Source organism: Nocardioides alcanivorans, assembly GCF_021555175.1.
GTDB lineage: Bacteria > Actinomycetota > Actinomycetes > Propionibacteriales > Nocardioidaceae > Nocardioides > Nocardioides alcanivorans.
In genome coordinates, this window is sequence record NZ_JAKGRW010000054.1 from 22,571 (window position 1) to 47,138 (window position 24,568).

The window sequence follows — 24,568 nt, forward strand, 5'->3', positions numbered from 1 at the left end:
GTGACCATTTCCCCCGACCTATGACGGTCTGGACCTGACCGACCCCGCGCAGATGGAGCAGGCCGTCCCGCACGAGGTCTTCAAGCAACTGCGCCAGAACTCGCCCGTGGTGTGGGTGGAGCAGGAGCCCGAGGCGCGCGCCGGCTTCTTGGACACCGGCTACTGGGCGGTGACCAAGCATGCCGACATCGCGGCGATCTCGAAGAACAGCAAGGACTTCTCCACCGCCAAGAACGGCGTCATCGTGCGCTTCGCGCCCGACATGACCCGCGAGCAGGTGGAGCTCCAGGGCGCAATGCTCATCCACCACGACCCGCCGTCACACACGGCGATGCGCCAGGTCATCTCGCGCGGCTTCACGCCGCGTGCCATTGCGCGGATCGAGGACGCGCTCAAGGAGCGTGCCGAGAAGATCGTCGACGCGGCCCTGGCCAAGGGATCGGGCAACTTCGTCGAGGATCTCGCCTCCGAGCTCCCGCTGCAGGCGATCGCGGAGCTGCTCGGCGTGCCGCAGGAGGAGCGCGGCAAGCTCTTCGACTGGTCCAACCAGATGCTCGCCTACGACGACCCCGAGGTCGAGGGCGACGAGGCCATCGCCGCTGCCGAGATTCTCGGCTACGCGATGATGCTCGCCGACGACCGTCGCAAGAACCCGCAGGACGACATCGTCACCAAGCTGGTGACCGCTGACGTGGACGGCCATGCCCTGACCGACGACGAGTTCGGCTTCTTCGTGATCCTCCTCGCTGTGGCGGGCAACGAGACCACGCGCAACGCGATCACGCACGGCATGATGGCGTTCCTCGAGCACCCGGAGCAGTGGGAGCTCTACAAGGCGGAGCGACCCGCGACCATGGTCGACGAGGTCGTTCGCTGGGCCACTCCAGTGAGTGTCTTCCAGCGCACCGCGATCAACGACGTCACGGTCGGTGACCAGCTGGTCAAGGCCGGCGACCGCGTGCTCATGTTCTACACCAGCGGAAACTTCGACGAGGACGTCTTCGAGGACCCGTTCACCTTCGACATCACGCGGGAGAACAACCCGCAGCTCGGGTTCGGCGGTCACGGTGCGCACTACTGCATCGGCGCCAACCTGGCCCGCAAGGAGATCGACATCATGTTCAACACGATCGCCGACAAGATTCCCAACATCAGCGCTGTCGGCACCCCGCGCAGGCTGCGCAGTGGCTGGATCAACGGCATCAAGGACCTGAACGCCACCTACACGGGCTGACCCGGGCGGCAGGCTGAGGCCGGTACTTGGTTTCCCCAGGTACCGGCCTCCGTCGTTTCAGGGCCCGCCGACGAGGCACGGTCGGAGACAAGCGAGAACTGCCTCCGAAAGACACCGTCGAGATCGAGGGACCTCAGCATCACCAGATCGCCAAGCGGCGCCACCCGCGGGTCAGCGAAGCCGGATCTTCTTGGACGACTTCGCTCCCTGGGAGTTCACCACGATCTTGGCCGTGCCCTTGTGGCCCGGCGCGACGCGCATTCGCACCTTCACCTTGCGGCTCTTTCCGGGCTTGAGCTTGCCGATCTTGGCGACCTTCGACGTCACCTTCTTGCCCTTCACCTTGACCTTGACCTTCGGGGCCGTGACGCGCTGGTTCTTGTTGGTGACCTTGACCTTGATCTGCTGCCAGCGCTTGACCTTGGCCTTGACCTTGCCGGGTGCCTTGACCTTGAAGTTCGGCTTGTCGAGCACAGCAGTCAGACCATCGCTGGTGCGGCCGTCGAACTGGACGACGTAGGGGTCGGACCCTTCGGGCTCGATGCGCCAGGTCTGTGCGTAGGCACAGTCGAACATGTCCTGCTTCGCCAGGTCCTCTCGGAAGTGGATCAGCTCCATCGACGCCCCGTTGCGCTTGAGGCCGGGTGCGTGGGTGCCGTAGGCATACCAGTAGACGGTGGTCTCCCAGGGGGACTGGCACCAGGTGCCGTCGGGAGTCACCTTTCCCAGGGCAACGATCACCATCGAGTCGAGGGTCGGGGTCGGCTTGCCGCGGAGCTTCACCTTCGCGCTGATCGTGCCGCGCACCAGGTCCTGGGTGATGGTCGCAGCGGCCAGCCGCTGGGGCAGCGGGGTGCTCGGGGTCGATGGCGTGCCGACGGGCAGGGTCACGCCCACCCGCTGCTTGACGGGCCACTTGCCCTTGCGTTCTGCCGTGGTTCGCAGGCGAGCTGCCTGTGACATGGGGGCGGCGTGGGCATGTGCGCTCGCGGCTGGTGCATCGGCGCCGGGTGGCGGAGCACTGTCAGCGGCGACCGATGCGGCCGGGGTCAGCGCGACGAGCGAGACGGCCAGGGCGATGACGAGGCCGAGAGCGGTGGGTTGACGAGGTGGCATGTGCACGGGATCCTCCGAAAGTCCGAGTTGGGGAGATCATGTCCACCTTCGGACGGAATATTCCTCGTCTCGGTTCCCGGCATCCGCGACGATCAGGTGCGCTCGGTGAGGATGATGGGCTCGTCCTCGGTGATGGCGATGGTGTGCTCCATGTGGGCACCACGGGAGCCGTCGGCGGAGCGCAGCGTCCAGCCGTCCTTGTCGGTGTAGATCTCGTCGGTCGTGTGCAGGAACCACGGCTCGATCGCGATCACGAGACCCGGCTTCAGCGGATAGCCGCGGCCGGGGCGGCCGTCGTTGGCCACGTGCGGGTCACCGTGCATGGTGCGGCCGACGCCGTGGCCGCCGAACTGGAGGTTGACCTTCAGCCCGGCCTCGCGCGCGACCGAACCGATCGCTGCGGAGATGTCCCCCATCTTGTTGCCCGCGCGGGCCGCGGCGATGCCGGCGTCCAGCGCGCGTGTGGTGGTGTCGATCAGCGCGACGTCCTCCGGCCGGGGTGTGCCCACGACCACGGAGAGCGCGGAGTCCGAGACCCAGCCGTCGACCGCGCAGGCGAAGTCGAGACTCACCAGATCGCCGTCGGCGAGCACGTAGTCATGGGGGAGCCCGTGCAGCACCGCGTCGTTGACCGACGTGCACAGCACCTTGCCGAAGGGAGAGGCGCCGAAGGAAGGGTGGTAGTCGATGTAGCACGACTCCGCGCCGCGATCGCGGATCATCTGGTGGGCCAGCTCGTCGAGCTCCAGCAGGTTGACGCCGACATCTGCCTTCGCAGCGAGCGCGGTGAGGACCTCACCGACGAAGCGCCCGGCAGGACGCATCTCGTCGATCTGTGCTGGAGTGCGGAGCTCGATCATGCGGTCGAGCCTAAGCCCGTCGAGACACGCCCGCCGAAATGGGGCGGACGCCCCGTGACCACGGCGTGAGGGCGTCGTGGCCACGAGGCGTCCAGAGGAGTGCTCAGGCAGGCTTGTCCTTGCCCAGCACCCACATCGCGAAGAACTGCGATCCGCCGCCGTAGGCGTGACCCAAGGAGCGACGTACGCCGTCGATCTGGTGCTCACCGGCAGCGCCGCGCACCTGCAGCGCGGCTTCGGCGAAGCGGAGCATGCCCGAGGCGCCGATCGGGTTGGAGGAGAGTACGCCGCCACTGGAGTTCACCGGCAGCTTGCCCGTCATCGCCGTTGCACCGGACTCGGTCAGCTTCCAGCCCTCGCCCTCGGCCGCGAAGCCGAGGTTCTCCATCCACATCGGCTCGAACCACGCGAACGGCACGTAGATCTCCGCCGCGTCGATCTCCTCGAGGGGATGGGTGATGCCGGCCTGCTTCCACAGCGCGGCAGCAGCTTCGCGGCCGGCACGCGGGTTCACCTGGTCGCGCTCGGAGGCGGTGGTCGGCTCCGAGCGCATGACGGTGCCGTGGATCCACGCCGGGTTCGCGATCGACGACGCGGTGTCGGCGTCGGCGATGACCATGGCGCAGGCGCCGTCGGAGGAGGGGCAGGTCTCGTCGTAGTGGATCGGGTCCCACAGCATCGTGGAGGCCAGGACCGACTCGACCGTGGTGCCTTCGTTGTGCAGGTGCGCGTAGGGGTTCTTGAGCGCGTTGGTGCGGTCCTTGGCGGCCACGATGGCACCGATGTGACTCGGTGCGCCGGAGCGGCGGATGTAGGAGCGCACGTGCGGTGCGAAGTAGCCGCCAGCACCGGCATGGACCGGCATGATGAACGGCACCGGCACCGAGAGCGCCCACATCGCGTTGGACTCCGACTGCTTCTCGAAGGAGACCGTCAGCACCCGCTTGTGCACCCCGGCCTGCACCAGGGAGGCCGCGACGATCGCCGTCGAGCCCCCACCGAACCTGCGGTGTGCACCCGGATGAGCGGCTTCCCGGCAGCCCCCAGGGCCTCGGCGAGATAGAGCTCGGGCATCATGACGCCCTCGAACAGGTCCGGGGCCTTGCCGACGACGATCGCGTCGATGTCGTCGAAGCCCACACCAGCATCGGCGAGGGCCCGGTCGATCGCCTCTCGGCACAGTCCCGCGATGGAGACGTCGTCGCGCTTGGCCCGGTGGTGGGTCTGTCCCACACCGATCACGGCGGCCGGCTGCTTGGCCATCAGTTGCTCCCATCCAAGACGCAGAGAAGGTTCTGTTGCAGGGCCGGGCCCGAGGTGGCGTGCGCGAGCGCCTTGTCGACGCCGCCGTCCCAGATCTGCCGCGCGGCCTCGCCGATCCGGTTGAGGCCACCGGTGAACAGCGGGTTCGAGACGAGTGCGCCCCCGAGGGGTTGATGCGTACGTCGGCACCCAGGCCGAGCTCCCGGCGCAGGATCAGCTCCTGGTGGGAGAAGGGCGCGTGCAGTTCTGCGACCTGCACCCCTCGAGGTCGAGGTCGGCCGCAGCGCGTCGTACCGAGGGGGCCTCGGTGAGGTTGCGGGCACCGAGGTGGAGCGGGTCGATGCGGTGGGCCAGTCCCGTGATCCACGCCGGACGCTCGTGCACACGGCGGGCCACGTCGCCGGCTGCCAGCACGATCGCCGCCGCTCCGTCGGTCACGGGGGCGATGTCGTGCTTGCGCAACGGGTCGGCGTACAACGGGCGGTCGAGGAGCTCCTCGACGGACGATCCGCCCTTGCGGACCGCGTGCTCGTTGCCTTCGGCGTCGGTCAGCGAACGCTGGGCCACCTCGGCCATGTCCTGCTCCGACCACAGGCCCGCGTCGATGCCCTGCCGTGCCTGGAGGCCGGCGAGGGAGACGGTGTCGGGCCACAGCGGGGTCATCGTGTAGGGGTCGAGCTGGAGGGTCATGGTCCGGCGCAGGGTGCCGGCGGAGGCCTTGCCGAAGCCGTAGACCAGGGCGGTGTCGACCTCGCCGGTCTGGATCTTCAACCATGCCTCGTAGAGGGCCCAAGCGGCGTCCATCTCGACGTGCGACTCGTTCACCGGTGGCAGTGCGCCGATCGCGTCGACGGACTGGACGAACGAGAACGAACGACCGGCCAGGTAGTCCGAGGAGCCGGAGCACCAGAAACCGATGTCGCCCTTGGCGAGTCCGGTCTTCTCGTAGAGCTCCTGGAAGATCGGGACGAGCACCTCCACCATGGTGGGGGAGCCGTCGAACTCTGCTGTCTGTCGTTGGGCGTACCCGACAACTGCGACGTCACGCATGTGCAGGCTCCTTTCTCAGAGGTGGTGCTTGTAGGTGTCGTAGTCGGCGTCGGGTTCGTCCGTCGGCCGGAAGTGGCTGATGTTCTCGATCGTGGTGCCCCACTCGTCGCGTGGCTTCCACACGGCCTCGACCCGCATGCCCATGCGGATCTCGTCAGCGGGGATGTCGAGGATCAGGTGCTGCAGGGCGATGTCTGCGCCGTCGAGCAGGATGTAGGCAGACACGTACGGCGGCTTGATCTGCTGCCCCAGGAACGGCACGTTGACCACGCAGAAGGTGGTGACGGTGCCGCGCTGGGAGAGCTCCACCTCTTCGGCGGTGGGTACGCCGTCTGTCGGGCAGGCGCCGCGGGGCGGCACGTAGACCTTGTCGCAGGCCGGGCACCGCTGCCCGAGGATGCGACCTTCGGCGAGACCCCGGAAGAACGCGCTCTCCTCCGGGCTGGCGGCATAGACGTAGTCGAGTGCGACCGGAGTGATGACGGTCGGGGTGGACTCGCCGGGGCCGGAAGCGGTGACGGCGTCTCGCGCCGTGAGCGTCTCGAACGGTTGGGGCATGCCCGGAGCCGGGGGCGTGTCGCTGGGCTCGAAGCAGGCAATGTCGGTGATGACACCGGTGCGCTCCTCCGCCCAGCGGATCCGCACCCGCTGGCCGGTGTGCACGTCGGCGGGAGAGCTGACGTCGAGGGCGTGCAGCATCGGCTCGGTCGCGCCGTCGAGCGTCACGAGGGCCCAGGCGAAGGGCCGGTCGAGGGGCTGGCCCTCGACGGGCTCGGGACACCAGGTCCAGGAGCTGACGGTGCCGGTGTCGGCCACCCGGACCAGTTCGGTCGTGGCGCCATGGCTGATCGGGTCGTACTCCAGCGGGGGAGTGATCACACGGCCGTCCGAGGTACGGCCCGCGACCACGGTACGGTCGCGGAGCCCCTCGAGGAACCGACCGAGCACCGGGCCCGTCGATCGTGTGTAGTCGAAGCTCACCCGGACCGGAGCACTCAAGGTTCTGCTTTGAGAGGAGGTCATGGCTCCGAAGTGAAACATGTTCTAGTGTTGGTGACAAGCATCTCACCGCCAGGAGGAACCAGATGAAGCTCGGCCTGCAACTCGGCTACTGGGGCGCCCAGCCCCCGACCGGCGTGGGTGAACTCGTTGCCGCCGCCGAAACGTCCGGTTTCGATGCCATCTTTGCAGCTGAGGCATGGGGCTCCGACGCGTTCACCCCGTTGGCGTGGTGGGGCAGCGACACCGAGAGGGTGCGACTCGGCACTTCGATCGTGCAGATGTCGGGGCGGACGCCGACCTCGATCGCCATGCACGCCCTCACTCTCGACCACCTGACCGGTGGCCGGGTGATCCTGGGCATGGGGGTGAGCGGTCCGCAGGTCGTGGAGGGTTGGTACGGCCAGCCCTACGCGAAGCCGTTGGCACGCACCCGCGAGGTCGTCGACATCATCCGCCAGGTCCTGGCTCGTCAGGCCCCGGTGACCTCTGGCAGTGACGTCTATCAGCTTCCCTACGCCGGACCCGGATCGACAGGCCTGGGCAAGCCCCTGAAGTCGATCGTGCACCCGCTGCGTGCGGATCTGCCGATCTGGCTCGGTGCGGAGGGGCCGAAGAACGTCGCCCAGACCGCCGAGATCGCCGACGGGTGGATCCCGATCTTCTACACCCCGAAGTCGGCCGCGATGTATCAGCCGTGGCTCGACGAGGGCTTCGCGCGACCGGGGGCTCGGCGTACCCGCGCCGACTTCGAGATCGCCGCCACCTGCCATCTGGCCATCACCCCCGACAACGGCGCGAGCAAGCAGGCGGTCATTGACGCGTTGAAACCCTCGATCTCGCTCTACATGGGCGGGATGGGGGCCAAGGAGGCGAACTTCCACAAGAACGTCTTCGAGCGGATGGGGTACGGCGAGCTCGCCGACGAGGTGCAGGAGCTCTACCTGACCGGCCAGAAGGACAAGGCCACCACGCTGATCCCCGACGAGCTGGTGGACGACATGCACATCATCGGCGACGCCGGCTTCGTGAGGGAGCGGGTCGCACAATGGGAGGAGACCGGAGTGACGACGTTGTTGCTGAGCCTGCGATCGGCAGACGAGGTGCGCCAGGTTGCGGAGGTGGTCGCGTGAGCGAGGATCGGGAGGCGCCGAGGCACCCCAAGGAGGTCGGCTCGCTCGCGGTCGAGCTCCCCGGCAACGAGACCCTGCGCTGGCCCACGCACAACGGGCACCTGATGGTCGACGCCCTGCGGCGCCACCGTGACCGCCCGATCATCGAGCTGGGCGACGTGGCCCTCGCCGGTGGCGACGTGTCGTCGCGGATCAGCCAGTACATCCAGGCCTTCGAGGATCTCGATGCCGGTTCCAGTGTGTCCGGTGCACTCCTGGCGCTCAACCGTCCGGAGGTGCTCTTCATCCTCGGCGCCGGTCAGACCCAGGGCTTTCGACGGGTCTCGCTGCATCCACTCGGCTCAGCGGCTGACCACGCCTACGTCATCAACGACGCAGAGATCACCGTCCTGGTGGTCGACCCCTACTTCGCGGCGCGGGCGATCGAGCTCCTTGAGCTGTGCCCGCAACTCACCCAGGTGCTCACCATCGGCCCGGTGCCCGAGGAACTGGCCGCCGCCGCCGAGGCAACCGGACGCACCACTGCTGACATCGTGGCAACGGCCGCCGGGCGACAGCCCGGTGAACTTCAGGCCAAGCTGTTGCCGCCCGACCACATCGTCTCGTTGGCCTACACCGGCGGCACGACGGGCCGGCCGAAGGGCGTGATCGGCCTCGCCCAGGCGATGAACACGATGACGTCGATCCAGCTGAGCGAGTGGGAGTGGCCGCAGGAGCCGCGCTTCTTGATGTGTACGCCGCTCTCCCACGCGGGCGCCGCCTTCTTCGTGCCGGTGGTGATCAAGGGCGGCACCTTGTTCGTGACCTCCCGCTTCGATCCCGCCGAGGTGCTGGCCACCATCGAGGAGAAGCGGATCAACTCGATCATGCTGGTGCCGACGATGCTCTACGCGCTGCTCGACCACCCTGACAGCCGCACCCGCGATCTCTCGTCTCTGGAGACGGTCTACTACGGCGCCTCCGCGATCAACCCAGTGCGGCTGAAGGAGGCGATCGAGCGTCTCGGTCCGATCTTCGCGCAGTACTACGGGCAGTCCGAGGCGCCGATGGCCATCACCTACTTCGCCAAGGGCGATCACGTGGACGCCTCCGGCAAGCCGGTGCTCGACCGCCTCACCTCCTGCGGCCGCCCGGCCGCGCTGGCGCGCGCCGAACTGCTCGACGAGCAGGGCAACCGAGTGCCGGTCGGTGAACCGGGGGAGATCTGCGTCGCGGGGCCGCTGGTCTCCGGGGGCTACTGGGGTCTCCCGGAACAGACGGCCGAAACCTGGCGCGACGGCTGGATGCGCACCGGTGACATCGCCCGTGAGGACGATGACGGCTTCTGGTACATCGTCGACCGCACCAAGGACATGATCGTCAGCGGCGGCTTCAACGTCTTCCCTCGTGAGGTCGAGGACGTCGTTGCCGAGCACCCGGCGATCGCCCAGGTCAGCGTCATCGGGACTCCGCACGAGAAGTTCGGCGAAGCGGTGACTGCCGTGGTCGTCGTACGCGAGGGTCACGAGCTCACGGACGAGGTGGTGACCCAGATCCAGGAGATGGTGAAGGAGCGCAAGGGGTCCGTCCAGGCGCCCAAGCAGGTGATCGGCGTCGACGCGCTGCCCCTGACCGGCTTGGGCAAGCCCGACAAGAAGGCGCTCCGCGCCCGGTTCTGGGAAGGGCACGACCGCACCGTCGGCTGACCGCGAACCTTCACTCAGATCAGTCGAACCTTCAGTTGGGGTGACCCAACTGAAGGTTCGACGCTTCCAACTGAAGGTTCGCGGGGTGGGTCAGCGGCCCTGGAAGTTCGGCTTGCGCTTCTCCGCGAAGGCGCGGGGCCCCTCCTTGGCGTCGTCGCTGGAGAAGACCTTCGCGCCGACGAGGGCGTCGTCCTTCCAGCAGTCGTCCTCGTGGCGCCCCTCGGAGTCGCGGACGGTCTTGAGGATGGCCTGCACCGACAACGGGCCATTGGCGCAGATCAGGTCGGCGATCTCGTGTGCCTTGGCCAGCGCCTCGCCGTCGGGAACGACGTGACCGATGAGACCGATCTCCTTCGCCTCGTGCGCCTTGATGTGGCGTCCGGTGAGCAGCAGGTCCATGGCGACGGTGTAGGGCACCTGGCGGGGAGTCGGACGACGGAGCCGCCGAGCGGATAGAGGCTCCACTTCGCCTCGGAGACGCCGAAGCGCGCGGACTCGCCGGCGATACGGATGTCGGTGGCGGTGAGGATCTCGGTCCCGCCGGCGATGGCAGCACCCTCGACCGCCGCGATGAGCGGCTTGTTGAGTCGGTAGCCCTTGAGGAGGGCCTTGATGATGCTCGGGTCAAAGGTGCCGGACTCGAACTTGTCACCCGGTGAATCCTTCGACATCGCCTTGAGGTCCGCACCTGCGCAGAAGGCGCCGCCAGCGCCGGTGAGGATGACGACCCGGACCTCCGGATCGGTGTTGGCGCGTTCCCACGCCTGCTCCATGAGTTGCAGCATCTCGCCGGAGAGCGCGTTGCGCGCCTCGGGGCGATTCAGCGTGACAACCAGCTTGTGATCGACCAGTTCCACCAGTGCGTGCGGGGCTTCGTTTGACATGCGGGAAACGCTAGCCCAAAACGAGAACGTGTTCTAGTCTGTGATGCATGGCACTCAACATTGCTGATCTCTTCGAACACGCCGTCGACGCCGTTCCCGACCGCCTCGCGGTGCAGGTGGGTGAAGACACGATCACCTTTGCCGAGCTGGAGCGCCAGGCCAACCAGCTCGCCCACTACTTCGCCTCCCAGGGGATCGGGGCCGGTGACCACGTCGGGCTCTACTCCAAGAACAGCATCGAGCACGTGATCGCGCTCATCGCGATCCTCAAGGTGCGAGCTGTCTCGATCAACGTCAACTACCGCTACGTCGCGGGCGAGCTCGACTACCTCTTCGACAACGCTGATCTCGTCGGTCTGGTCCACGATCGCGTGTACGCCGACCTGGTGGGCCAGGTCGCGCCGAAGTTCGAGAAGCTCAAGACGATCGTCGCCGTACCGAACTCGCTGGAGCCGGACGACGCCAGCGATGTCAGTGCGTACGGCGGGGTGCTGCTCGAGGACGCCATGGCCGGGCAGAGCGACGTCCGCGACTTCGGCGAGCGGAGCGCTGATGACATCCACATCATCTACACCGGGGGCACCACCGGCTTCCCGAAGGGCGTCATGTGGCGTCACGAGGACTTCTGGCGGGTTCTCGGCGGCGGCGTCGACTTCATGACCGGCGAGCTCAAGGGCGAGTTCGACCAGTCCAAGGCCGCGGCCGAGGGCGCCAGCCTGATCACTCTGCCGCTCAGTCCGCTGATGCATGGTGGCGCGCAGGCCAGCCTGCTCATGCACCTCTTCGCCGGCCAGCTCACCATCATGGAGCCGAAGTTCGACCCGGTCCGCACCTGGGAGCTCATCGACGAGCACAAGGTGCAGATGATCTTCATGACCGGCGACGCCATGGCCCGTCCCCTGATCGAGGCCTACGAGGAGGGCGGCTTCGACGGCCAGAGCCTCTTCGCCATCGCCAGCAGCGCCGCGATCTTCTCCAAGGCGGTCAAGGAACGCTGGATGGCGAAGTTCCCCAACGCGGTCTTCACCGACTCGGTCGGCTCGTCGGAGACCGGCTTCCAGGGCACCGGTCTCCAGGACGCCAGTGCGCTGTCCACCGACGGCCCCGTCGTCACGATCGGCCACGGCTCGGTGGTGATCGACGATGACGACAACATCCTCGACCCGGCCACCGACGTCGGCAAGACGGGTCGCACCGCGCGGGCGGGCCACGTCCCGGTCGGCTACTACAAGGACCCGGTGAAGTCGGCGAAGACCTTCATCGAGATCGACGGCGTCCGTTACTCGATTCCCGGTGACTACGCCCGGATCGAGGAGGGCAACCGACTCACCCTGCTCGGGCGCGGCTCCAACTGCGTCAACACCGGCGGCGAGAAGGTCTATCCCGAGGAGGTCGAGATGGCCGTCAAGGGGCACGCCGCCGTGTACGACGTGCTCGTGGTCGGTCTGCCCGACGAGAAGTACGGCCAGAGTGTCCACGCGGTGGTCGAGCTCCGTGACGATGCGAGCCTCGAACTCGACGAACTGCGTGACTACCTGCGCGCGCACCTGTCGGGCTACAAGCTGCCGCGGGGGCTGACGATCGTCCCCCAGATCCCGCGCAACGCCACCGGCAAGGCGCAGTACCCCCAGGCCAAGGAGTTCGCTCTGGCCGACCGCGACGGCAAGGAGTGACCTGACATGCGTAGTCCCATCTGTGAGATGTTCGGCATCGAGTACCCGATCTTCGCCTTCACTCCCTCGGAGAAGGTCGCTGCGGCCGTCTCCAGGGCCGGGGGTCTCGGGGTGCTCGGCGCGGTCCGGTTCAACGACTCCGATGAGCTGGACAAGACCCTCGACTGGCTCGACGACAACACCGACGGCAAGCCCTACGGCGTCGACGTGGTCATGCCCATGAAGATCCCCACCGAGGGCAAGGCCGTCGACCTCAAGGAGATGATCCCGGCGGAGCATCTCTCCTTCGTGGAGCGGACGCTGCAACAACTCGGCGTACCGCCGCTGCCCGAAGGTGAGGGGCGCGAGGGCGTGCTGGGTTGGTTGCACTCCGTGGCCCGCTCGCACGTCGACGTCGCGCTCGCGCACCGACCGGTGCTGATCGCCAACGCGTTGGGTTCGCCGCCGGTGGACGTCATCGAGCAGGCACACGCTGCGGGAGTGAAGGTGGCGGCGCTGGCCGGCGCCGCCAAGCACGCGCTCTCGCACGTCAGGAACGGCGTCGACATCATCGTCGCCCAGGGATACGAGGCGGGCGGTCACACCGGCGAGATCGCCGGTATGGTGCTCACGCCCGAGATCGTCGACGCGGTCGGCCCCGACGTGCCGGTGCTCGCTGCGGGAGGCATCGGATCGGGTCGCCAGGTGGCGGCCGCAATGGCCCTCGGCGCCCAAGGGGCGTGGACCGGCTCGCTCTGGCTGACGGTGGAGGAGTACGACCTCTCCGCAGGCGCCGGCATCCGTGACGCCCTGCTCCAGGCCGGCTCCGGCGACACGGTCCGCACCCGCGTCTACACCGGCAAGCCTGCGCGGCTGCTCAAGACGAAGTGGACCGAGGCCTGGGAGACCGAGGAGGCTCCCGAGCCGTTGCCGATGCCGCTGCAGAACCTGCTCGTGGCCGACGCGCACAACCGGATGAACTCCGGCGACAACCCCGACACCATCTCGATGCCGGCCGGCCAGATCGTCGGCCGCACCAATGAGGTTCGCCCGGTCGCCGACGTCATGGCCGACCTCATCCGTGAATACGAAGAGACGGTCGACCGCCTGACCAAGTTGGGCCGTTGATGGTCCTCGCCATCGAGGACGCCCAGCGGGTCCGGACGATCACGCTCAACCGTCCGGACGCGCTGAACGCGTTCAACGAAGAGCTGTACGACGCCACTGCGGAGGCGCTGCTGGCTGCGGCCGCCGACGACTCCGTCGCCGTCGTACTCCTGACCGGAGCCGGCCGGGCCTTCAGTGCCGGCACGGACCTGGTGGAGATGCACGCCCGGGCCACCGATCCAGCGTTCGTGCCGGGCAAGCACGGTTTCACCGGGTTCCTGGACGCCCTCGTCGACTTCCCGAAGCCACTCGTGGTGGCGGTCAACGGGCTCGGCCTGGGCATCGGTACGACGATCCTCGGGTTCGCCGACCTGGCCTTCGTGTCCACCCGGGCGAAGTTCAAGTGCCCGTTCACGAGCCTCGGGGTGGCACCCGAGGCCGCCTCGAGCCTGTTGTTCCCGCAGCTGATCGGTCGGCAGAATGCCGCGTGGGTGCTGCTGTCGGCCGAGTGGATCTCACCGGAGGAGGCCCTGGACATGGGTTTGGTCTGGAAGGTCTGTGAACCAGACGCGTTGCTGGCCACCGCACGTCAGCACGCAGAGGTGCTGGCCGCACGCCCGATCTCCAGCCTGCTCGCGGTCAAGCGCACCATGACCGAGCCGCACCGGCAGGCCATCCGGGAGGCACGTGACCGTGAGAACGGGTGCTTCGCGGAGCTGATGGGCGGCCCTGCCAACATCGAGGCGCTGACCGCCTTCGCCGAGGGGCGGGAGCCGGACTTCACGGGGTTGCCTGCGGGGTGGTGACGCCGTCCGGGCACGGGGCCGTGTGGCCGCTCCGTGGAGGAGTGACGCCTGCCTCCAAGCGTTAGCCTGAGGGCATGGCTTGGGTGCATGCGTTTGTCGACGTCCCTGCCGACCAGCACATGGCGGTCGGCGGGTTCTGGGCGTAAGTGCTGGGCTGGCCGGTCGGTGCTCCTTGGCCCGGGCATCCGGAGCTGCAGAGCTTCGAGCCGCCGCAGGGTGCGCCCTATGTCCAGCTCCAACGCATCGATGGGCCGCCGCGGGTTCACCTGGATCTTGAGGCGGGTTCCCCGGGGGCGATGGCGGCCGGGGCCTTGGACCTGGGAGCCGAGATCGTCGCTGGCCATGACCGTTGGGCTACGTTGCGCTCGCCCGGGGGCTTCCGTTCTGCGTCACGCGGAACTCGCCTCTGCGGACCGTTCGCCGGGACCTGGCACTGTGAGGTACTGCCGGCCCGAGCTCGGCGGCCCTCCTGGTCAGCGTGCCTGCTCGGACAACTTCGCCTTGATGTCGGTCTTCAACACCTTGCCGACCTTGGACCGCGGGAGGTCCTCCCAGACCTCGATCTGCTTGGGCGTCTTGACGCTGCCGATGCGCTCCTTCACGAAGGCCCGGACCTCCTCGGGACTCACGGCCCGACCGGGCCGGAGCTGGAGGACGGCGGTGAGCCGCTCGCCCCACTTGTCGTCCGGCAGGCCGATGACGGCGCAGTCCGCGACGGCCGGGTGCGACATCAGGGCCTGCTCGACCTCGGTGGAGTAGACGTTGAAGCCACCGGTGATCACCATGTCCTTCGCGCGGTCGACGACGTGGAGGAAACCCTCTTCGTCGACGTACCCGATGTCGCCTGTGTGGTGCCAGCCGTACGCCGATGCCTCGGCCGTGGCCTCGGGGTTCTTGAAGTAGCCCCGCATCACCAGGGAGCTCCGAACCACGATCTCGCCCCGCCCACCCGGCGGCAGCTGGCTGCCGTCGTCGGCCATGATGGCGAGGGTGACGAGTGGGGCCGGTCGGCCCGCCGACGACAGTCGCTCGGTGGCGATGGAGCCGTCGGGGTGGAAGTGGTCACGGGGGCCATCGTCGAGATCATCATCGGTGCCTCGGTCTGGCCGAAGAGCTGCGCCATCACGGGGCCGATCCGGGTGAGCGCCTCCTCGAGCCGGCGCGCGGACATCGGTGCCGCGCCGTACCAGAAACACTGAAGGCTCGAGAGGTCCGCGGCCTTCAGCGAAGGGTGGTCCAGCACCATGTAGATCAACGTGGGTGGCAAGAAGGTGTGGCTCACCCGATGGTCGCCGATTTCCTGGAGGAATTCTCCGACTTCAGGTTTGCGCATCACGACCACCGAGCCTCCCGAGGCGAGCACGGGGAAGCACAGCACCCCGGCTGCGTGGGTCAGCGGCGCGAGGGCCAGGTAGACGGGTCGCTCGGGCGGATCCGGCCACGGATAGCCCATCAGGGTGATCGCGGTCATCGTCTCCAGGTTGGCGCCGGTGAGCATCACGCCCTTGGGGCGTCCGGTGGTGCCACCGGTGCCGACGATCATGGCCAGGTCGTCATCAGCAGGACGGTCGACCTCCTCGGTCCCGGCCGCAAGGAAGTCGTCCCAGCCGAGGGCCCACTCCGGCGCCTCGTCGAGGCACACCAGGGTCGTGAGTCCCGGCAGGTCACCGCGGATCTGGTCGACCAGGTCGATGAATGCAGCCTGGAAGATGAGGGCAGTGCATTCGAAGAGCTCGAGCAGGTCCCGGTTCTCGCTGGCTTCGTTGCGCGGGTTGATGGGGCACCACACGGCGCCGGCGCGGCTGATCCCGAAGACGCTGGTGAAGGCGATCGGGTCGTTGGCGGAGAGGATTGCCACCTTCTGGCCCGCCGCGACGCCCCGTGCCGCGAGGGCGGAGGCGATCTGCCCGGCGAGTGCCTGCGTGTCGCCGTAGGTCCACGTCTGCCCGTCGCAGACCAGACAGGGTGCGTCGATCCCCAACGACGCGCCCTTGTCGAGGTAGTCGATCAGCCGCACCGTCCCTCCTCAGCCGTCGATGGTCAGGACGGGTTCGGCGACGAGGCCGAACGCGCGCAGTTGACCGAGCAGCTCCCGGTGGCCGAAGGCCTTGCAGCCGGAGGCGAAACCGGTGCGGAGAGGCGGTTGCTGGAGCAACGAGTACGCCGCGTACGCCTGCAGGAGGCCGGTCTGCTTGTAGTTCTGGTTGCCGTGGATCACGCAGTGCGCACGACCGAGTGGGCCGGAGGCATGCACGGAGTCGAGTGACTTGTTGAGCCGCGGGTTCTCCCGAGGGGGCATCTGGTTCATGACCTGGGCCGCGGTCTCGGTCAGTGCTGCGTCACGCTCGGCCTCGGACATGTCCTTGGTTGCTTCGAGTGCTCCAGCGACGATCTGCGGGACTCCGTGCATCAGCGCGGCGTTGAACACTCCGCCTTGGGCCTTGCAGTTGGCGACGCGCGGGTCCTTGCGATACCAGACCGGGTGCGACGTGCCGCCCCACGGCAGTGACTGAGCGAGTTCGTGCTGACCGGGTACGACGAGGGGCACCAGACCCTGCGCGGGGTCGAACTCGACGTACTCGTTCTGCTGGAGGTAGTGGGCGCGCGAGGTGGCGGCGTTGACGAGGATGGTCTGGGTCGAGGCGATGGTCGGCGAACCGCCCCAGAACACGGCGATGTCGAGGGTGTCGAGGCCGGGGCGCTCCAAGCACAACTCGGCGGCGATCTCGCCGGTGGTGTACATCTGCGCCAGGCCAGGGGAGAGCAGCAGCCCGGCGGCGGCGAAGTCCGCGCCGTACTTCTCCTCGCAGGTGATCAGCCAGTCCTGTTCACCCGTGGTGTCGAGGTAGTGCGTCCCAGCGGCGAGGCAGGCCTCGACGACGACAGGGCCGTGCTTGCTGAACGGTCCGACGGTGTTGCAGACGACGGAGGCGTCACGGAAGAGCTCAGTGAGGGCGGCGACGTCGTGATCCACCTGGACGACCTCGTAGTCGGCGGTCTCGATGCCGGCGACGCTCGACTCCATCGAGGCGGTCAGCTTGTCGGCGCTGCGTCCGGCGGCGACGAAGGGGACGCCGAACTCGCGCAGGTATTCACAGACCAGCCGACCGGTGTAGCCGGAGGCGCCGTAGACGATGACGGGTTTGCTGCTCATGTTGTCTCCTCACATTCCCATTCCGCCGTCGACCGCGAGGCCGGCGCCGTTGATGAACTTGGCGTTGTCCGAGGCCAGGAAGACGACCGCGTCCGCGATCTCCTCCTCAGTGGCCAGCCGGCCCGACGGTGTCAGCTCGACCACGCCGCCGACGGCCTCCTCGGGGAGGGAAACAGCCCGAGCGTCGTCATCTCATTGGCGAGACCGGCGCCCATCTCGTTGGGCACCAGGCCGGGATAGATGCAGTTGACGCGTACGCCGAGGCCCAACTTGCCGCTCTCCATGGCGGCCACCCGGGTGAGGCGGTCGACTGCGGACTTGGACGCAGAGTAGGCGGAGAGGGCGGGAAAGGCGATGGTGGCGGCGACGGAGGAGATGTTGATGACGACGCCGCCGTGGCCGGCCGCGCCGCCGGGGCCCATGGCGCGGAAGGCGTGCTTGATGCCGAGGGACGTGCCGACCACGTTGACGTCGAAGATCCGCCTCAGCACCTCGGGGTCCAGGTCGAGGAACAGGCCTGCGATCTCGATGCCGGCATTGTTGACGAGGATGTCGAGGCCGCCGAGTTGCTCGACTGCCGCGGTGACGGCCGAGTCCCACGAGGCATCGTCGGTCACGTCGAGGTGGACGAACGGACCACCGATCGACGAGGCGACCTCCTGGCCCTTCTCGTCCTGCACGTCGGCGATGGCGACGGTGGCACCGGCGGCGGTGAGGAACTCCGCGAACTTCTTGCCCAGGCCTTGGGCGCCGCCCGTCACCAACGCCTTTCGGCCGGACAGTTGGGGTTCGGTCATGGGAGCGATCTCCTTCGACTCAGGGGTGATGTGCGCCACACAACTCTGTTTACTTGACGACTGTCAAGACTTTCCTTGACATTTGACCGGAAAATGCCGGACAACTGTCAAGGGCATGAAGTGCCGGGTAGTGTCGGCTCCCATGACGACCACCACTGCTCGTCGTACGCCTGCGGACAAGCACGACGAACGACGACGCGCCCTCGCTGAGTCGGCCCTGCGCACGCTGGGCGATCTGGGCTACGCCCGGGCGAGTCTGCGGGAGATCGCCAACAACTCGGAGTTCTCCCACGGTGTCGTCCACTACTACTTCGAGGACAAGCTCGATCTGATCGTCTACTGCGTGCGGCACTACAAGGCCACGTGCGTGCATCGCTACGACGACGTGGTGGCGGAGGCGACGACCGCAGACGGACTCGCGGCGGCGTTCGCCGCGAAGTTGGTCCAGACGATCGTCGACGAGGCGCCGATGCACCGGCTCTGGTACGACCTCCGGGCACAGAGCATGTTCGAAGCGACCCTGCGCGAAGCCGTCCTGCAGATCGACCAGACGCTCGAGGAGATGGTCTGGCGGGTTGTCAGCACCTACGCGGATCTGGCCGGCCGCGAGCCGGCGCTCACGCCTCGGGTGACCTACGGAATGCTCGACGGGCTCTTCCAGCAGGCCCTGTTGGGACATGTCTGTGATCGGGCGGGAGCGCTCGACGAACTGAGGCGTGAAGTGCACACCCTCATGCCGATGTTGCTCTCGCGCTGAGCCAGCGGTGGTCAGCCAGCGAGCGCGGCAGCGACTGCCGGACGTACGCCGGGCGGCACGTTGGATCGGGGCCGGAACCTGGACAGGGGTAGGTAGCCGTGCTCCTGCACCACGTGGGAGATGTTGGAGAGCATCGATTCCAGCTGGTCGCCGCTGCGGCCGGTCTTGTCGGTGATGTCGGCGAGCACCCGATCCCGGTTGAGCGCCTCTCCGTTGTGCTCGGCTTGCAGCATCGCGAGATAGCCCGCAACGGCGACCGTGATCTCGTCCTCGCGCCCGGTGCGTCGCGCCGGCGCGGGCAAGGGCGTGTCGTCGGACAGACTCCAGTCGCCGTTCTTCTCGATGGAGAGTGCGCCGTCGTCAGCGAGAGCGACCGCGGCCGTGTGCAGGTCGAGTTGCCACGTGTAGAAGAGATCGCCGCGTGAACGCAGTTCGGGTTCGTGGTGCGTCCAGACGTGCTTGGCCACCTGCAGTGGCGAGGCGATCCGGCCGGTTGCGGCCAGGGCCTCGATGATCCATGAGCCGATGAGGGAGTTGCGTGTCACGTGGCCAGCCTGCCAGCAGTGAAGCAACGCCAGGTGGAGGGCCTACGGTCTCGTCCGGATCATGGCCCGGGAGCACAATGAGGGCCATGGATGTCGACGCCGCACGTGCACGACTGGAGATGAAGCGCGACGAGACCTGTCAGCGGCGAGCCAGCCTGACGCATGAATTCGATGCAGTGGTTGCCGCTTCGGTGGATGACAACGCAGACGATGAGCATGACCCCGAAGGCGCGACCATTGCCTTCGAGCGCTCCCGGATCGGGGCGCTCGTCCGCCAGGCGGACGAGCAGTTGGGAGAGATCGAGGCGGCTGAACGACGAGTCGACGACGGCACCTACGGAATCTGCGAGACGTGCGGCCAGCCCATCGACGAAGGACGCCTTGAGGCCCGGCCAGTTGCGCGTACCTGCATCAACTGCGCCGCGAAGCCGCAGCGCTGAGGAGCGATGAACGGGGCACGTCAGCCGCGGTGCGCCGTACCTTCGGCGGCGGCGCGCGTGAGGCGGCACAATCGGAGTGTGGCCGACACCTTCCAGCACAGATTCATGCAGGCGCTGAGGGGACTGACACCTGGCTACTTCGCCTTGGTGATGGCCACCGGGATCATCTCGGTGGGGTTGGACCTGATGGGACACCCCACGCTGTCTCGGACGCTGCTGGCGGTGGCGGGCGTCGCCTACGTCGCTCTGGTCGTGCTGTTCGTCTGGCGAGTTGTCGCCTTTCGCGCCGAGGTTGTCGATGACTTCCTCGACCCGCGCCGCGCCTTCGGTTTCTTCACTTTCGTCGCCGCGACCAACGTGGTGGGCGTCCGCCTCGGCCTTGAGGGTGAGTACGTCGCGACTGCCGTCCTGCTCGGCGTGGCGGGTCTGGCGTGGATGGTGCTCGGTTATGTGGTGCCGTGGACAGCGGTGTTGGGGCGGCGCGACCGTCCTGTCGTCGCCACGGCCAACGGAACGTGGTTCATCTGGGTGGTCGCCAGTCAGTCAGTGGCTGTGTCGGCGGCAACGATCGAACCGGTGTATGACGACGCTCGTCGCGAGCTCGCGGTGCTCGCGGTCGTCTGTTGGTCTGTAGGGGTCTTCCTCTATGCAGCGGCTGGGATCATGGTTGCGCTCCGGTTGATGCTCTATGCCTTTGGGCCGGAGGAGCTCACGCCTCCCTATTGGGTCGCCATGGGCGCGCTGTCGATCACCGTGCTCGCAGGTGCTCGCATCGTGGAAATGGCGGACGCCCCCATGGTGGCAGTGACGAGGGATCTCATCGCGGGTCTGGCGGTGATGTTCTGGGCGTTCGCGACTTGGCTCATCCCGGTGTTGGTGGCGGCCGGTTGGTGGCGGCACGTCCGTCATCGGATCCCGCTCAGCTACGACGCGACCTTGTGGAGCATGGTCTTCCCGGTCGGCATGTATGGCGTGGCGGGGATCTATCTCGGCCAAGCCGACCATTTGCCGGTGGTGGAGCACCTCGGCCACGCAGGCATGTGGTGCGCCTTCGTCATCTGGCTGGTGGTGATGGTGGCGATGCTGACACATCTCGCGAACACGGTCTTCACCTCGCGCTCGCTGCCGCGGGTCCCCGACCCGGCATCCTGAGACCACCCTCGGTGGTCGAGCTTGTCGAGACCATCCGTCAGCGGCCCTGTCGAGACCAGCCTTGTCAGGCGGCGTGGTTGAAGGGGTTGAGGGGTCGGGTGGTGCGTTGTCGGGTGGCGGTGCGTGGGCTGGCGGTCGGGGTGTCTGCTCGTGCCATCGGGGTCGGTTGATGAGTGCTTCGGCGACCTGGGGGTCGATCTGCTGGCTGCCGGTGTGGTTGACGAGGAATGCCTGGTGGTGGGGTGTGGTCCATACGTATTCGCCGGGTCCGGTTTGTGTGGCCCGGTAGCCGGCGTGGGTTTTGTAGCGGTGGTGGCGCCTGCCGAGGGGGCCGGCGTTGTCGGTCCCTGTCTGCCCGTCGGTGCGGCCTGGACCGGCTGGCTGGTCGGGCTGGTCGGGTTGGTAGGGGTGGACGTGGTCGTAGTCGAGTCGTCTGTTGGTGGAGTTGGCCCAGGGCCAGTAGTCGCCGCCGATGGTGAGGTGCACCCGCTCCTTCAACGACTCGGGGTGTTCGTAGGCGGTGGCACGGATCTTGTCGTGGAGGTCGACCACCGGCTTCACCGTGACCGTCGCGCCGGCGAGGAGGCCGTGCAGTTGGGCCAGGGTCATCGCGCCCAGCCCTTCGACCCTCGCGACACCGACGGTGCCGTGCAGGGCTGTTTCGTGGAGGTGGACGTAGAGGCTGTGCTTGGGCCGCAGGATGCTCCAGTCGACCTCGCTCAGGCGGTCGAGGAGGTCGGCGGGGAACGCGATCGCCTTGTTCAACGGCCGGTCGTGGCCAGGCAAGTCGTTCACCGCACCCATCACCGCGCCCATCACCGCGTCCGTGGCTGCTCCTGTTTGTGCGGCTGCGGGGGTGTTGTTGTCCTCGTCCTCGCGCGAACTGTTGCCGGGGCCGCACGGCTCGTCCTCGGTGGGCTCGGCTTCACAGTCGTTGCCGCGTCCGGTGGGTTCGGTTCCGGTGGGTTCGGGTCCGGTGGGTGGGGTGGGGTTCCAGGGGTCGTGGGGGAGGTGGGGGTCGAGGTTGCCGTGGGGGTCGGTGTTCGCGGTCAGTAGTGCGAGGAGTTCGGCGGGGCGGGCGAGGTAGCCGAGTGCTTTGGCTCGTAGTTCGTCGGGGGTGTGGTTGTCGTGGCGGGTTTTGAGGATGTCGGCGACTCGGGTGACGGTGGCTTCGACGTAGGTGGCGTCCCCGGCCTCGAGTCGGGCGATGAGGGTGCGTAGGCCGTGTTCGTCGGTTTGGCCGAGGTTGACGTAGCGGCGCTTCTTCTCGGTTTCGACGCGGGTGTTGTGGAGGTCGGGGTCGGCTTCGATGATCTTGGCGGCGGTGATGTCGAGGATCCGTCCGGTGCCTTCGCGGTCCAGGATGGGGGCGATGGCGGTGTCGACCAGACCGACTGCTGTGTGGGGGAGGTGGCGGGTGAGGCGGGCGATCTTGCGGACCACCCACACGTCCACGACGGCGTGTTGGGTTTTGGCCCAGATCGACGGGAGTCGGTGGCGTAGGTCCAACACGTCGGCGGTGGCGTTGATGGTGGCCATCACGCCGGTGTGGCGGGCCAGGGCGATCTCGCCCATGGCGTGGTCTTGCACCCCGGGTGTTCCTTCGCCGCCGGGGTGGATCAACGGACCGGACCCAGGTCCGTCGCCGGAGTGGACATCAGCCCACGCGGCGAGCACCTCGAGTTCGGCGACTTCTTCGAGCCGGCGTCGGTGCAGTGTCTCGGCGGCAGCCTGCAGCAGGTCGACTGCTGCGGTGTCTGCTGAGATGCCGGTCATCTTCGCTGCTCCTCACCTGTTCCGACGGGGGTGGTTGATGTGGTGTGGTCAGTGTTTCAGGAGGCTCCGACACCGTGATCTTGTCGAACCCCCGGGCCGCTGACTGGGCTGGTGAAGTCAGGTTGGCAAGGACCCCCGACACCACGCCCCGGCCGGGGACGACAACCCGTACCCGCGCACCGGACCCCAGCCCCCGAACAGCACCGACAACGCCACCTTGACATCAGGCCCCGGCAACACGGCGACGGCAGCACGGCGACGGCTTGAGAGGCCCTCCACCCGCCGCGGGCTCGTGGGAAGCGGAACGACAGAAGAGCCGTCCGGCCCGCTGCCACCACCGCCGTCGCCGGAGGAGTCGTCCCGCCGCCGGTCGGAAGCGTTGCCCAGCGTCCGGACGAGGACAATCCACAACCGGCCGCGCACCACCTCGCCTACGGTCGACGACAGGCCCACCGTCGGGGCCTGGATGGGACCCGGCCACGATCGGAGCGCTCTCGGCCATGATCGGGGCGCTCTCGGCCACGATCGGAGCGCTCTCGGCCACGATCGGGGCGCTCTCGGCCACGACCATCCTGCGGGCCTGCAGAACCGGCGGATCTTCGTCCGGGCCACAATGGCCGGCATGCTCCCCGACGTGCCCGCGCCCCTGCCCTACGACGACGTCTTGCGCGAGCGGGTGCAGGCCAACCTGGCCGGTCACCTCCGCAGGACCGCGGCGACCGACGGCAGGCGCCATGCAGCGGTCGCCATCGTCCTCGTCGACTCGGAGGTGGGGAGGACCGTGTCGATCCGGCTCCGTGGGACATCCGGGACATGGACCAGATCCCCGGCGGCTCCCAGGGCTTGGACGGGCGGATGGAGAACGTGTCGGGCGGAGCTGCCTTCCTGCTCTGCCGCCGTTCGTCACGACTGCGAAGCCATCCGGCCCAGTGGGCGCTGCCCGGCGGGCGCATCGACGAGGGAGAGGATCCGATCGCTGCGGCCATCCGCGAGACCGACGAGGAACTCGGCGTACGGCTGGGGCCCGACGACGTGTTGGGACTCATGGACGACTACCCGACGCGCTCCGGCTACGTGATCACCCCGGTCGTGCTCTGGGGTGGCGGTCGACTCGACCTGCGGCCGTCGCCGGACGAGGTGCTGGCTGCCTACCGGATCGGCCTGCACAACCTGCTGCGAGCCGACTCCCCACGTTTCATCGACATCCCCGAGAGCGACCGCCCCGTCGTGCAGATCCCCTTGGGCAACGACCTCATCCACGCGCCGACTGGCGCCGTGGTCCTCCAACTTCGGCGCCTCGGCCTCGAGGGGATCCGACGCGGGTGGACGACCTCGAGCAGCCGACCTTCGCCTGGCGCTGACCAGACCGCCCCGACCCAAGGAGAGCCATGACAGAGCTTGCGCCAGCAGATCGCCGGTCGTTGGCTGCTGCCTTCGGGGTGGTCGGAGCGGTCGGAGCCGGCGCGGGCACTTCTGGTGAGCCGGGCTCCCCGCTCACCTTCGTCCTCCTGGCGTACGTCGCCGCGGTCGTTCTCGTGCTGGCCATCCGGGGCCGCCGGGTGCTGCACGCAGTCGCATGGATCTGGGGGAGTGCCGTGCTGCTGCTCGCCGCTCTCGTGCTCCCCATCGACGGATTCTCTGTCCCGGGGCTCGCGGTCGCACTGCTCTACGGCACTCCGCTCTGGGCGCTGTGGACCGGGCTGGCGTTCAGTCTCTGGCACCTCCGGCGGGAAGCTTCTTCCAACCTCAGCTGCCGCAGGACTGACCCGTCTCAGGTCCAGGGGTTGTCCCACCGGCCGTCGGCCTTCGCTGCCTCGACCTCGGCGATGCCATCGGGACGCATCCGACCTTCAGCGGTGAGCCGTTCGACCTTCGCGATGTTGATGCGTGACCACTTGCTGCGTGGTCGCCGACGCGTGTAACGCTGGACGTAGCTGTCGTCGTCCCAACGGCGGCGTACGGCGGAAACCCACCCGTGGCAGAGGCCGACGTCGACCATCTCGTCCTCAGTGACCGAGGTCAACGGCGACGACTTCTTGGCGGTCCGCACCCACACGGCACGTGAATCGGCTGGCTGGAGCTCGAGCCAGGCGTCGAACTCCTCCCAGGAGGGCAGGTCCAGGACAGGCTCACCGTCGATGGCTTCCATGTGTCGACA

Annotated in this window: 24 protein-coding genes and 2 pseudogenes; 12 read left to right on the forward strand and 14 right to left on the reverse strand. The window is 67.8% G+C overall.

The window, feature by feature from the left end:
- Positions 1-52: 52 nt before the first annotated feature.
- Positions 53-1,234, forward strand: coding sequence for a cytochrome P450 (locus L1066_RS22810; protein WP_235738669.1), 1,182 nt, complete (start codon positions 53-55; stop codon positions 1,232-1,234).
- 171 nt (positions 1,235-1,405) lie between these two features.
- Here the strand turns inward: L1066_RS22810 and L1066_RS22815 are convergent, their stop codons facing one another.
- The 6 genes from L1066_RS22815 to L1066_RS22840 all read right to left on the reverse strand — a co-directional run bounded on the left by L1066_RS22815 (position 1,406) and on the right by L1066_RS22840 (position 6,522).
- Positions 1,406-2,350, reverse strand: coding sequence for a hypothetical protein (locus tag L1066_RS22815; protein ID WP_235738670.1), 945 nt, complete (start codon positions 2,348-2,350; stop codon positions 1,406-1,408).
- A 92-nt stretch (positions 2,351-2,442) separates the two neighbouring features.
- Positions 2,443-3,210, reverse strand: coding sequence for a type I methionyl aminopeptidase (gene map, locus L1066_RS22820; RefSeq protein WP_235738671.1), 768 nt, complete (start codon positions 3,208-3,210; stop codon positions 2,443-2,445).
- A gap of 103 nt (positions 3,211-3,313) precedes the next feature.
- Positions 3,314-4,174 (reverse strand): thiolase domain-containing protein, encoded by an 861-nt coding sequence (locus L1066_RS22825; RefSeq protein WP_235738672.1) that lies wholly within the window; start codon positions 4,172-4,174, stop codon positions 3,314-3,316.
- Positions 4,144-4,473 carry a thiolase family protein gene (locus tag L1066_RS22830; protein ID WP_235738673.1) on the reverse strand — a complete coding sequence of 110 codons (330 nt, stop codon included), beginning with the start codon at positions 4,471-4,473 and terminating at the stop codon, positions 4,144-4,146. The genes L1066_RS22825 and L1066_RS22830 overlap by 31 nt, the downstream gene beginning before the upstream one ends.
- Before the next feature lie 213 nt (positions 4,474-4,686).
- Positions 4,687-5,523, reverse strand: a complete 837-nt coding sequence (locus L1066_RS22835; RefSeq protein ID WP_235738674.1) for a thiolase family protein — start codon at positions 5,521-5,523, stop codon at positions 4,687-4,689.
- A 15-nt stretch (positions 5,524-5,538) separates the two neighbouring features.
- Positions 5,539-6,522 carry a Zn-ribbon domain-containing OB-fold protein gene (locus tag L1066_RS22840; protein ID WP_235738675.1) on the reverse strand — a complete coding sequence of 328 codons (984 nt, stop codon included), beginning with the start codon at positions 6,520-6,522 and terminating at the stop codon, positions 5,539-5,541.
- 86 nt (positions 6,523-6,608) lie between these two features.
- On the opposite strand from L1066_RS22840, the gene L1066_RS22845 reads away from it, so the two are divergent.
- Both L1066_RS22845 and fadD8 read left to right on the forward strand, forming a co-directional pair.
- Positions 6,609-7,655 carry an LLM class F420-dependent oxidoreductase gene (locus L1066_RS22845; protein ID WP_235738676.1) on the forward strand — a complete coding sequence of 349 codons (1,047 nt, stop codon included), beginning with the start codon at positions 6,609-6,611 and terminating at the stop codon, positions 7,653-7,655.
- Positions 7,652-9,340, forward strand: coding sequence for a fatty-acid--CoA ligase FadD8 (gene fadD8, locus L1066_RS22850; RefSeq protein WP_235738677.1), 1,689 nt, complete (start codon positions 7,652-7,654; stop codon positions 9,338-9,340). The genes L1066_RS22845 and fadD8 overlap by 4 nt, the downstream gene beginning before the upstream one ends.
- Positions 9,341-9,430: 90 nt before the next feature.
- Here the strand turns inward: fadD8 and L1066_RS22860 are convergent.
- Positions 9,431-10,224, reverse strand: a pseudogene (locus L1066_RS22860) (crotonase/enoyl-CoA hydratase family protein).
- A 47-nt stretch (positions 10,225-10,271) separates the two neighbouring features.
- Here L1066_RS22860 and L1066_RS22865 point away from each other — a divergent pair.
- The 4 genes and pseudogenes from L1066_RS22865 to L1066_RS28985 form a co-directional block, all read left to right on the forward strand.
- Entirely contained in the window at positions 10,272-11,897 is a 1,626-nt protein-coding gene (locus tag L1066_RS22865) for an acyl-CoA synthetase (protein ID WP_235738679.1), read from the forward strand.
- A 6-nt stretch (positions 11,898-11,903) separates the two neighbouring features.
- Positions 11,904-13,004 (forward strand): NAD(P)H-dependent flavin oxidoreductase, encoded by a 1,101-nt coding sequence (locus L1066_RS22870; protein ID WP_235738680.1) that lies wholly within the window; start codon positions 11,904-11,906, stop codon positions 13,002-13,004.
- Positions 13,004-13,789: an enoyl-CoA hydratase/isomerase family protein gene (locus L1066_RS22875; protein ID WP_235738681.1), complete on the forward strand. Its 786-nt coding sequence runs from the start codon at positions 13,004-13,006 to the stop codon at positions 13,787-13,789. The genes L1066_RS22870 and L1066_RS22875 overlap by 1 nt, the downstream gene beginning before the upstream one ends.
- Positions 13,790-13,935: 146 nt before the next feature.
- Positions 13,936-14,154 (forward strand): annotated as a pseudogene (locus L1066_RS28985) (VOC family protein); the annotation flags it as partial.
- 108 nt (positions 14,155-14,262) lie between these two features.
- Here the strand turns inward: L1066_RS28985 and L1066_RS27240 are convergent.
- From L1066_RS27240 to L1066_RS22895, 5 genes are read right to left on the reverse strand one after another with little or no spacing between them, the layout of a single operon-like run.
- A complete protein-coding gene (locus L1066_RS27240) occupies positions 14,263-14,769 on the reverse strand; it encodes an AMP-binding enzyme (protein ID WP_283095583.1) in 507 nt (168 codons plus the stop codon).
- Positions 14,700-15,806 (reverse strand): AMP-binding protein, encoded by a 1,107-nt coding sequence (locus L1066_RS22885; RefSeq protein WP_312008612.1) that lies wholly within the window; start codon positions 15,804-15,806, stop codon positions 14,700-14,702. Before L1066_RS22885 ends, L1066_RS27240 begins: the two co-directional genes overlap by 70 nt.
- A 9-nt stretch (positions 15,807-15,815) precedes the next feature.
- Positions 15,816-16,943, reverse strand: coding sequence for a DUF5938 domain-containing protein (locus L1066_RS22890; RefSeq protein WP_235738682.1), 1,128 nt, complete (start codon positions 16,941-16,943; stop codon positions 15,816-15,818).
- Between the two features lie 9 nt (positions 16,944-16,952).
- The gene (locus L1066_RS27245) at positions 16,953-17,087 is read right to left on the reverse strand and encodes an SDR family oxidoreductase (RefSeq protein ID WP_312008614.1); all 135 of its coding nucleotides are present in this window, start codon (positions 17,085-17,087) and stop codon (positions 16,953-16,955) included.
- Positions 17,075-17,740, reverse strand: a complete 666-nt coding sequence (locus L1066_RS22895) for an SDR family NAD(P)-dependent oxidoreductase (RefSeq protein WP_283095584.1) — start codon at positions 17,738-17,740, stop codon at positions 17,075-17,077. Before L1066_RS22895 ends, L1066_RS27245 begins: the two co-directional genes overlap by 13 nt.
- 142 nt (positions 17,741-17,882) lie before the next feature.
- On the opposite strand from L1066_RS22895, the gene L1066_RS22900 reads away from it, so the two are divergent.
- The gene (locus L1066_RS22900; protein WP_235738683.1) at positions 17,883-18,497 is read left to right on the forward strand and encodes a TetR/AcrR family transcriptional regulator; all 615 of its coding nucleotides are present in this window, start codon (positions 17,883-17,885) and stop codon (positions 18,495-18,497) included.
- Between the two features lie 11 nt (positions 18,498-18,508).
- Here the strand turns inward: L1066_RS22900 and L1066_RS22905 are convergent, their stop codons facing one another.
- A complete protein-coding gene (locus tag L1066_RS22905; RefSeq protein ID WP_235738684.1) occupies positions 18,509-19,042 on the reverse strand; it encodes a hypothetical protein in 534 nt (177 codons plus the stop codon).
- 86 nt (positions 19,043-19,128) lie between these two features.
- Here L1066_RS22905 and L1066_RS22910 point away from each other — a divergent pair, with 86 nt between their 5' ends.
- From L1066_RS22910 to L1066_RS22920, 4 genes are all read left to right on the forward strand, one after another.
- Complete coding sequence (locus tag L1066_RS22910; RefSeq protein ID WP_235738685.1) at positions 19,129-19,482, forward strand: TraR/DksA family transcriptional regulator; 354 nt, start codon at positions 19,129-19,131, stop codon at positions 19,480-19,482.
- Between the two features lie 150 nt (positions 19,483-19,632).
- Complete coding sequence (locus L1066_RS22915) at positions 19,633-20,634, forward strand: tellurite resistance/C4-dicarboxylate transporter family protein (RefSeq protein WP_235738784.1); 1,002 nt, start codon at positions 19,633-19,635, stop codon at positions 20,632-20,634.
- 1,224 nt (positions 20,635-21,858) lie between these two features.
- On the forward strand, positions 21,859-22,137 hold the full coding sequence (locus L1066_RS27250) for a hypothetical protein (protein ID WP_283095585.1): 279 nt from the start codon (positions 21,859-21,861) through the stop codon (positions 22,135-22,137).
- A 1,086-nt stretch (positions 22,138-23,223) separates the two neighbouring features.
- Positions 23,224-23,802 carry an NUDIX hydrolase gene (locus tag L1066_RS22920; RefSeq protein ID WP_235738686.1) on the forward strand — a complete coding sequence of 193 codons (579 nt, stop codon included), beginning with the start codon at positions 23,224-23,226 and terminating at the stop codon, positions 23,800-23,802.
- A 379-nt stretch (positions 23,803-24,181) separates the two neighbouring features.
- On the opposite strand, the gene L1066_RS22925 is transcribed toward L1066_RS22920, so the two are convergent.
- Positions 24,182-24,559 (reverse strand): YdeI/OmpD-associated family protein, encoded by a 378-nt coding sequence (locus L1066_RS22925; RefSeq protein ID WP_235738687.1) that lies wholly within the window; start codon positions 24,557-24,559, stop codon positions 24,182-24,184.
- Between the last annotated feature and the right edge of the window lie 9 nt (positions 24,560-24,568).

What these genes read in the sequence shown, in the direction of transcription:
- L1066_RS22810 (WP_235738669.1), top strand. Translation starts at nt 53, where the DNA reads ATGGAGCAGGCCGTCCCGCACGAGGTCTTCAAGCAACTGCGCCAGAAC.
- L1066_RS22815 (WP_235738670.1), bottom strand. Translation starts at nt 2,350, where the DNA reads ATGCCACCTCGTCAACCCACCGCTCTCGGCCTCGTCATCGCCCTGGCC.
- map (WP_235738671.1), bottom strand. Translation starts at nt 3,210, where the DNA reads ATGATCGAGCTCCGCACTCCAGCACAGATCGACGAGATGCGTCCTGCC.
- L1066_RS22830 (WP_235738673.1), bottom strand. Translation starts at nt 4,473, where the DNA reads ATGGCCAAGCAGCCGGCCGCCGTGATCGGTGTGGGACAGACCCACCAC.
- L1066_RS22835 (WP_235738674.1), bottom strand. Translation starts at nt 5,523, where the DNA reads ATGCGTGACGTCGCAGTTGTCGGGTACGCCCAACGACAGACAGCAGAG.
- L1066_RS22845 (WP_235738676.1), top strand. Translation starts at nt 6,609, where the DNA reads ATGAAGCTCGGCCTGCAACTCGGCTACTGGGGCGCCCAGCCCCCGACC.
- L1066_RS22865 (WP_235738679.1), top strand. Translation starts at nt 10,272, where the DNA reads ATGGCACTCAACATTGCTGATCTCTTCGAACACGCCGTCGACGCCGTT.
- L1066_RS22870 (WP_235738680.1), top strand. Translation starts at nt 11,904, where the DNA reads ATGCGTAGTCCCATCTGTGAGATGTTCGGCATCGAGTACCCGATCTTC.
- L1066_RS22875 (WP_235738681.1), top strand. Translation starts at nt 13,004, where the DNA reads ATGGTCCTCGCCATCGAGGACGCCCAGCGGGTCCGGACGATCACGCTC.
- L1066_RS27240 (WP_283095583.1), bottom strand. Translation starts at nt 14,769, where the DNA reads ATGGCCGACGACGGCAGCCAGCTGCCGCCGGGTGGGCGGGGCGAGATC.
- L1066_RS22890 (WP_235738682.1), bottom strand. Translation starts at nt 16,943, where the DNA reads ATGAGCAGCAAACCCGTCATCGTCTACGGCGCCTCCGGCTACACCGGT.
- L1066_RS22895 (WP_283095584.1), bottom strand. Translation starts at nt 17,740, where the DNA reads ATGACCGAACCCCAACTGTCCGGCCGAAAGGCGTTGGTGACGGGCGGC.
- L1066_RS22900 (WP_235738683.1), top strand. Translation starts at nt 17,883, where the DNA reads ATGACGACCACCACTGCTCGTCGTACGCCTGCGGACAAGCACGACGAA.
- L1066_RS22910 (WP_235738685.1), top strand. Translation starts at nt 19,129, where the DNA reads ATGGATGTCGACGCCGCACGTGCACGACTGGAGATGAAGCGCGACGAG.
- L1066_RS22915 (WP_235738784.1), top strand. Translation starts at nt 19,633, where the DNA reads ATGGCCACCGGGATCATCTCGGTGGGGTTGGACCTGATGGGACACCCC.
- L1066_RS22920 (WP_235738686.1), top strand. Translation starts at nt 23,224, where the DNA reads ATGGACCAGATCCCCGGCGGCTCCCAGGGCTTGGACGGGCGGATGGAG.
- L1066_RS22925 (WP_235738687.1), bottom strand. Translation starts at nt 24,559, where the DNA reads ATGGAAGCCATCGACGGTGAGCCTGTCCTGGACCTGCCCTCCTGGGAG.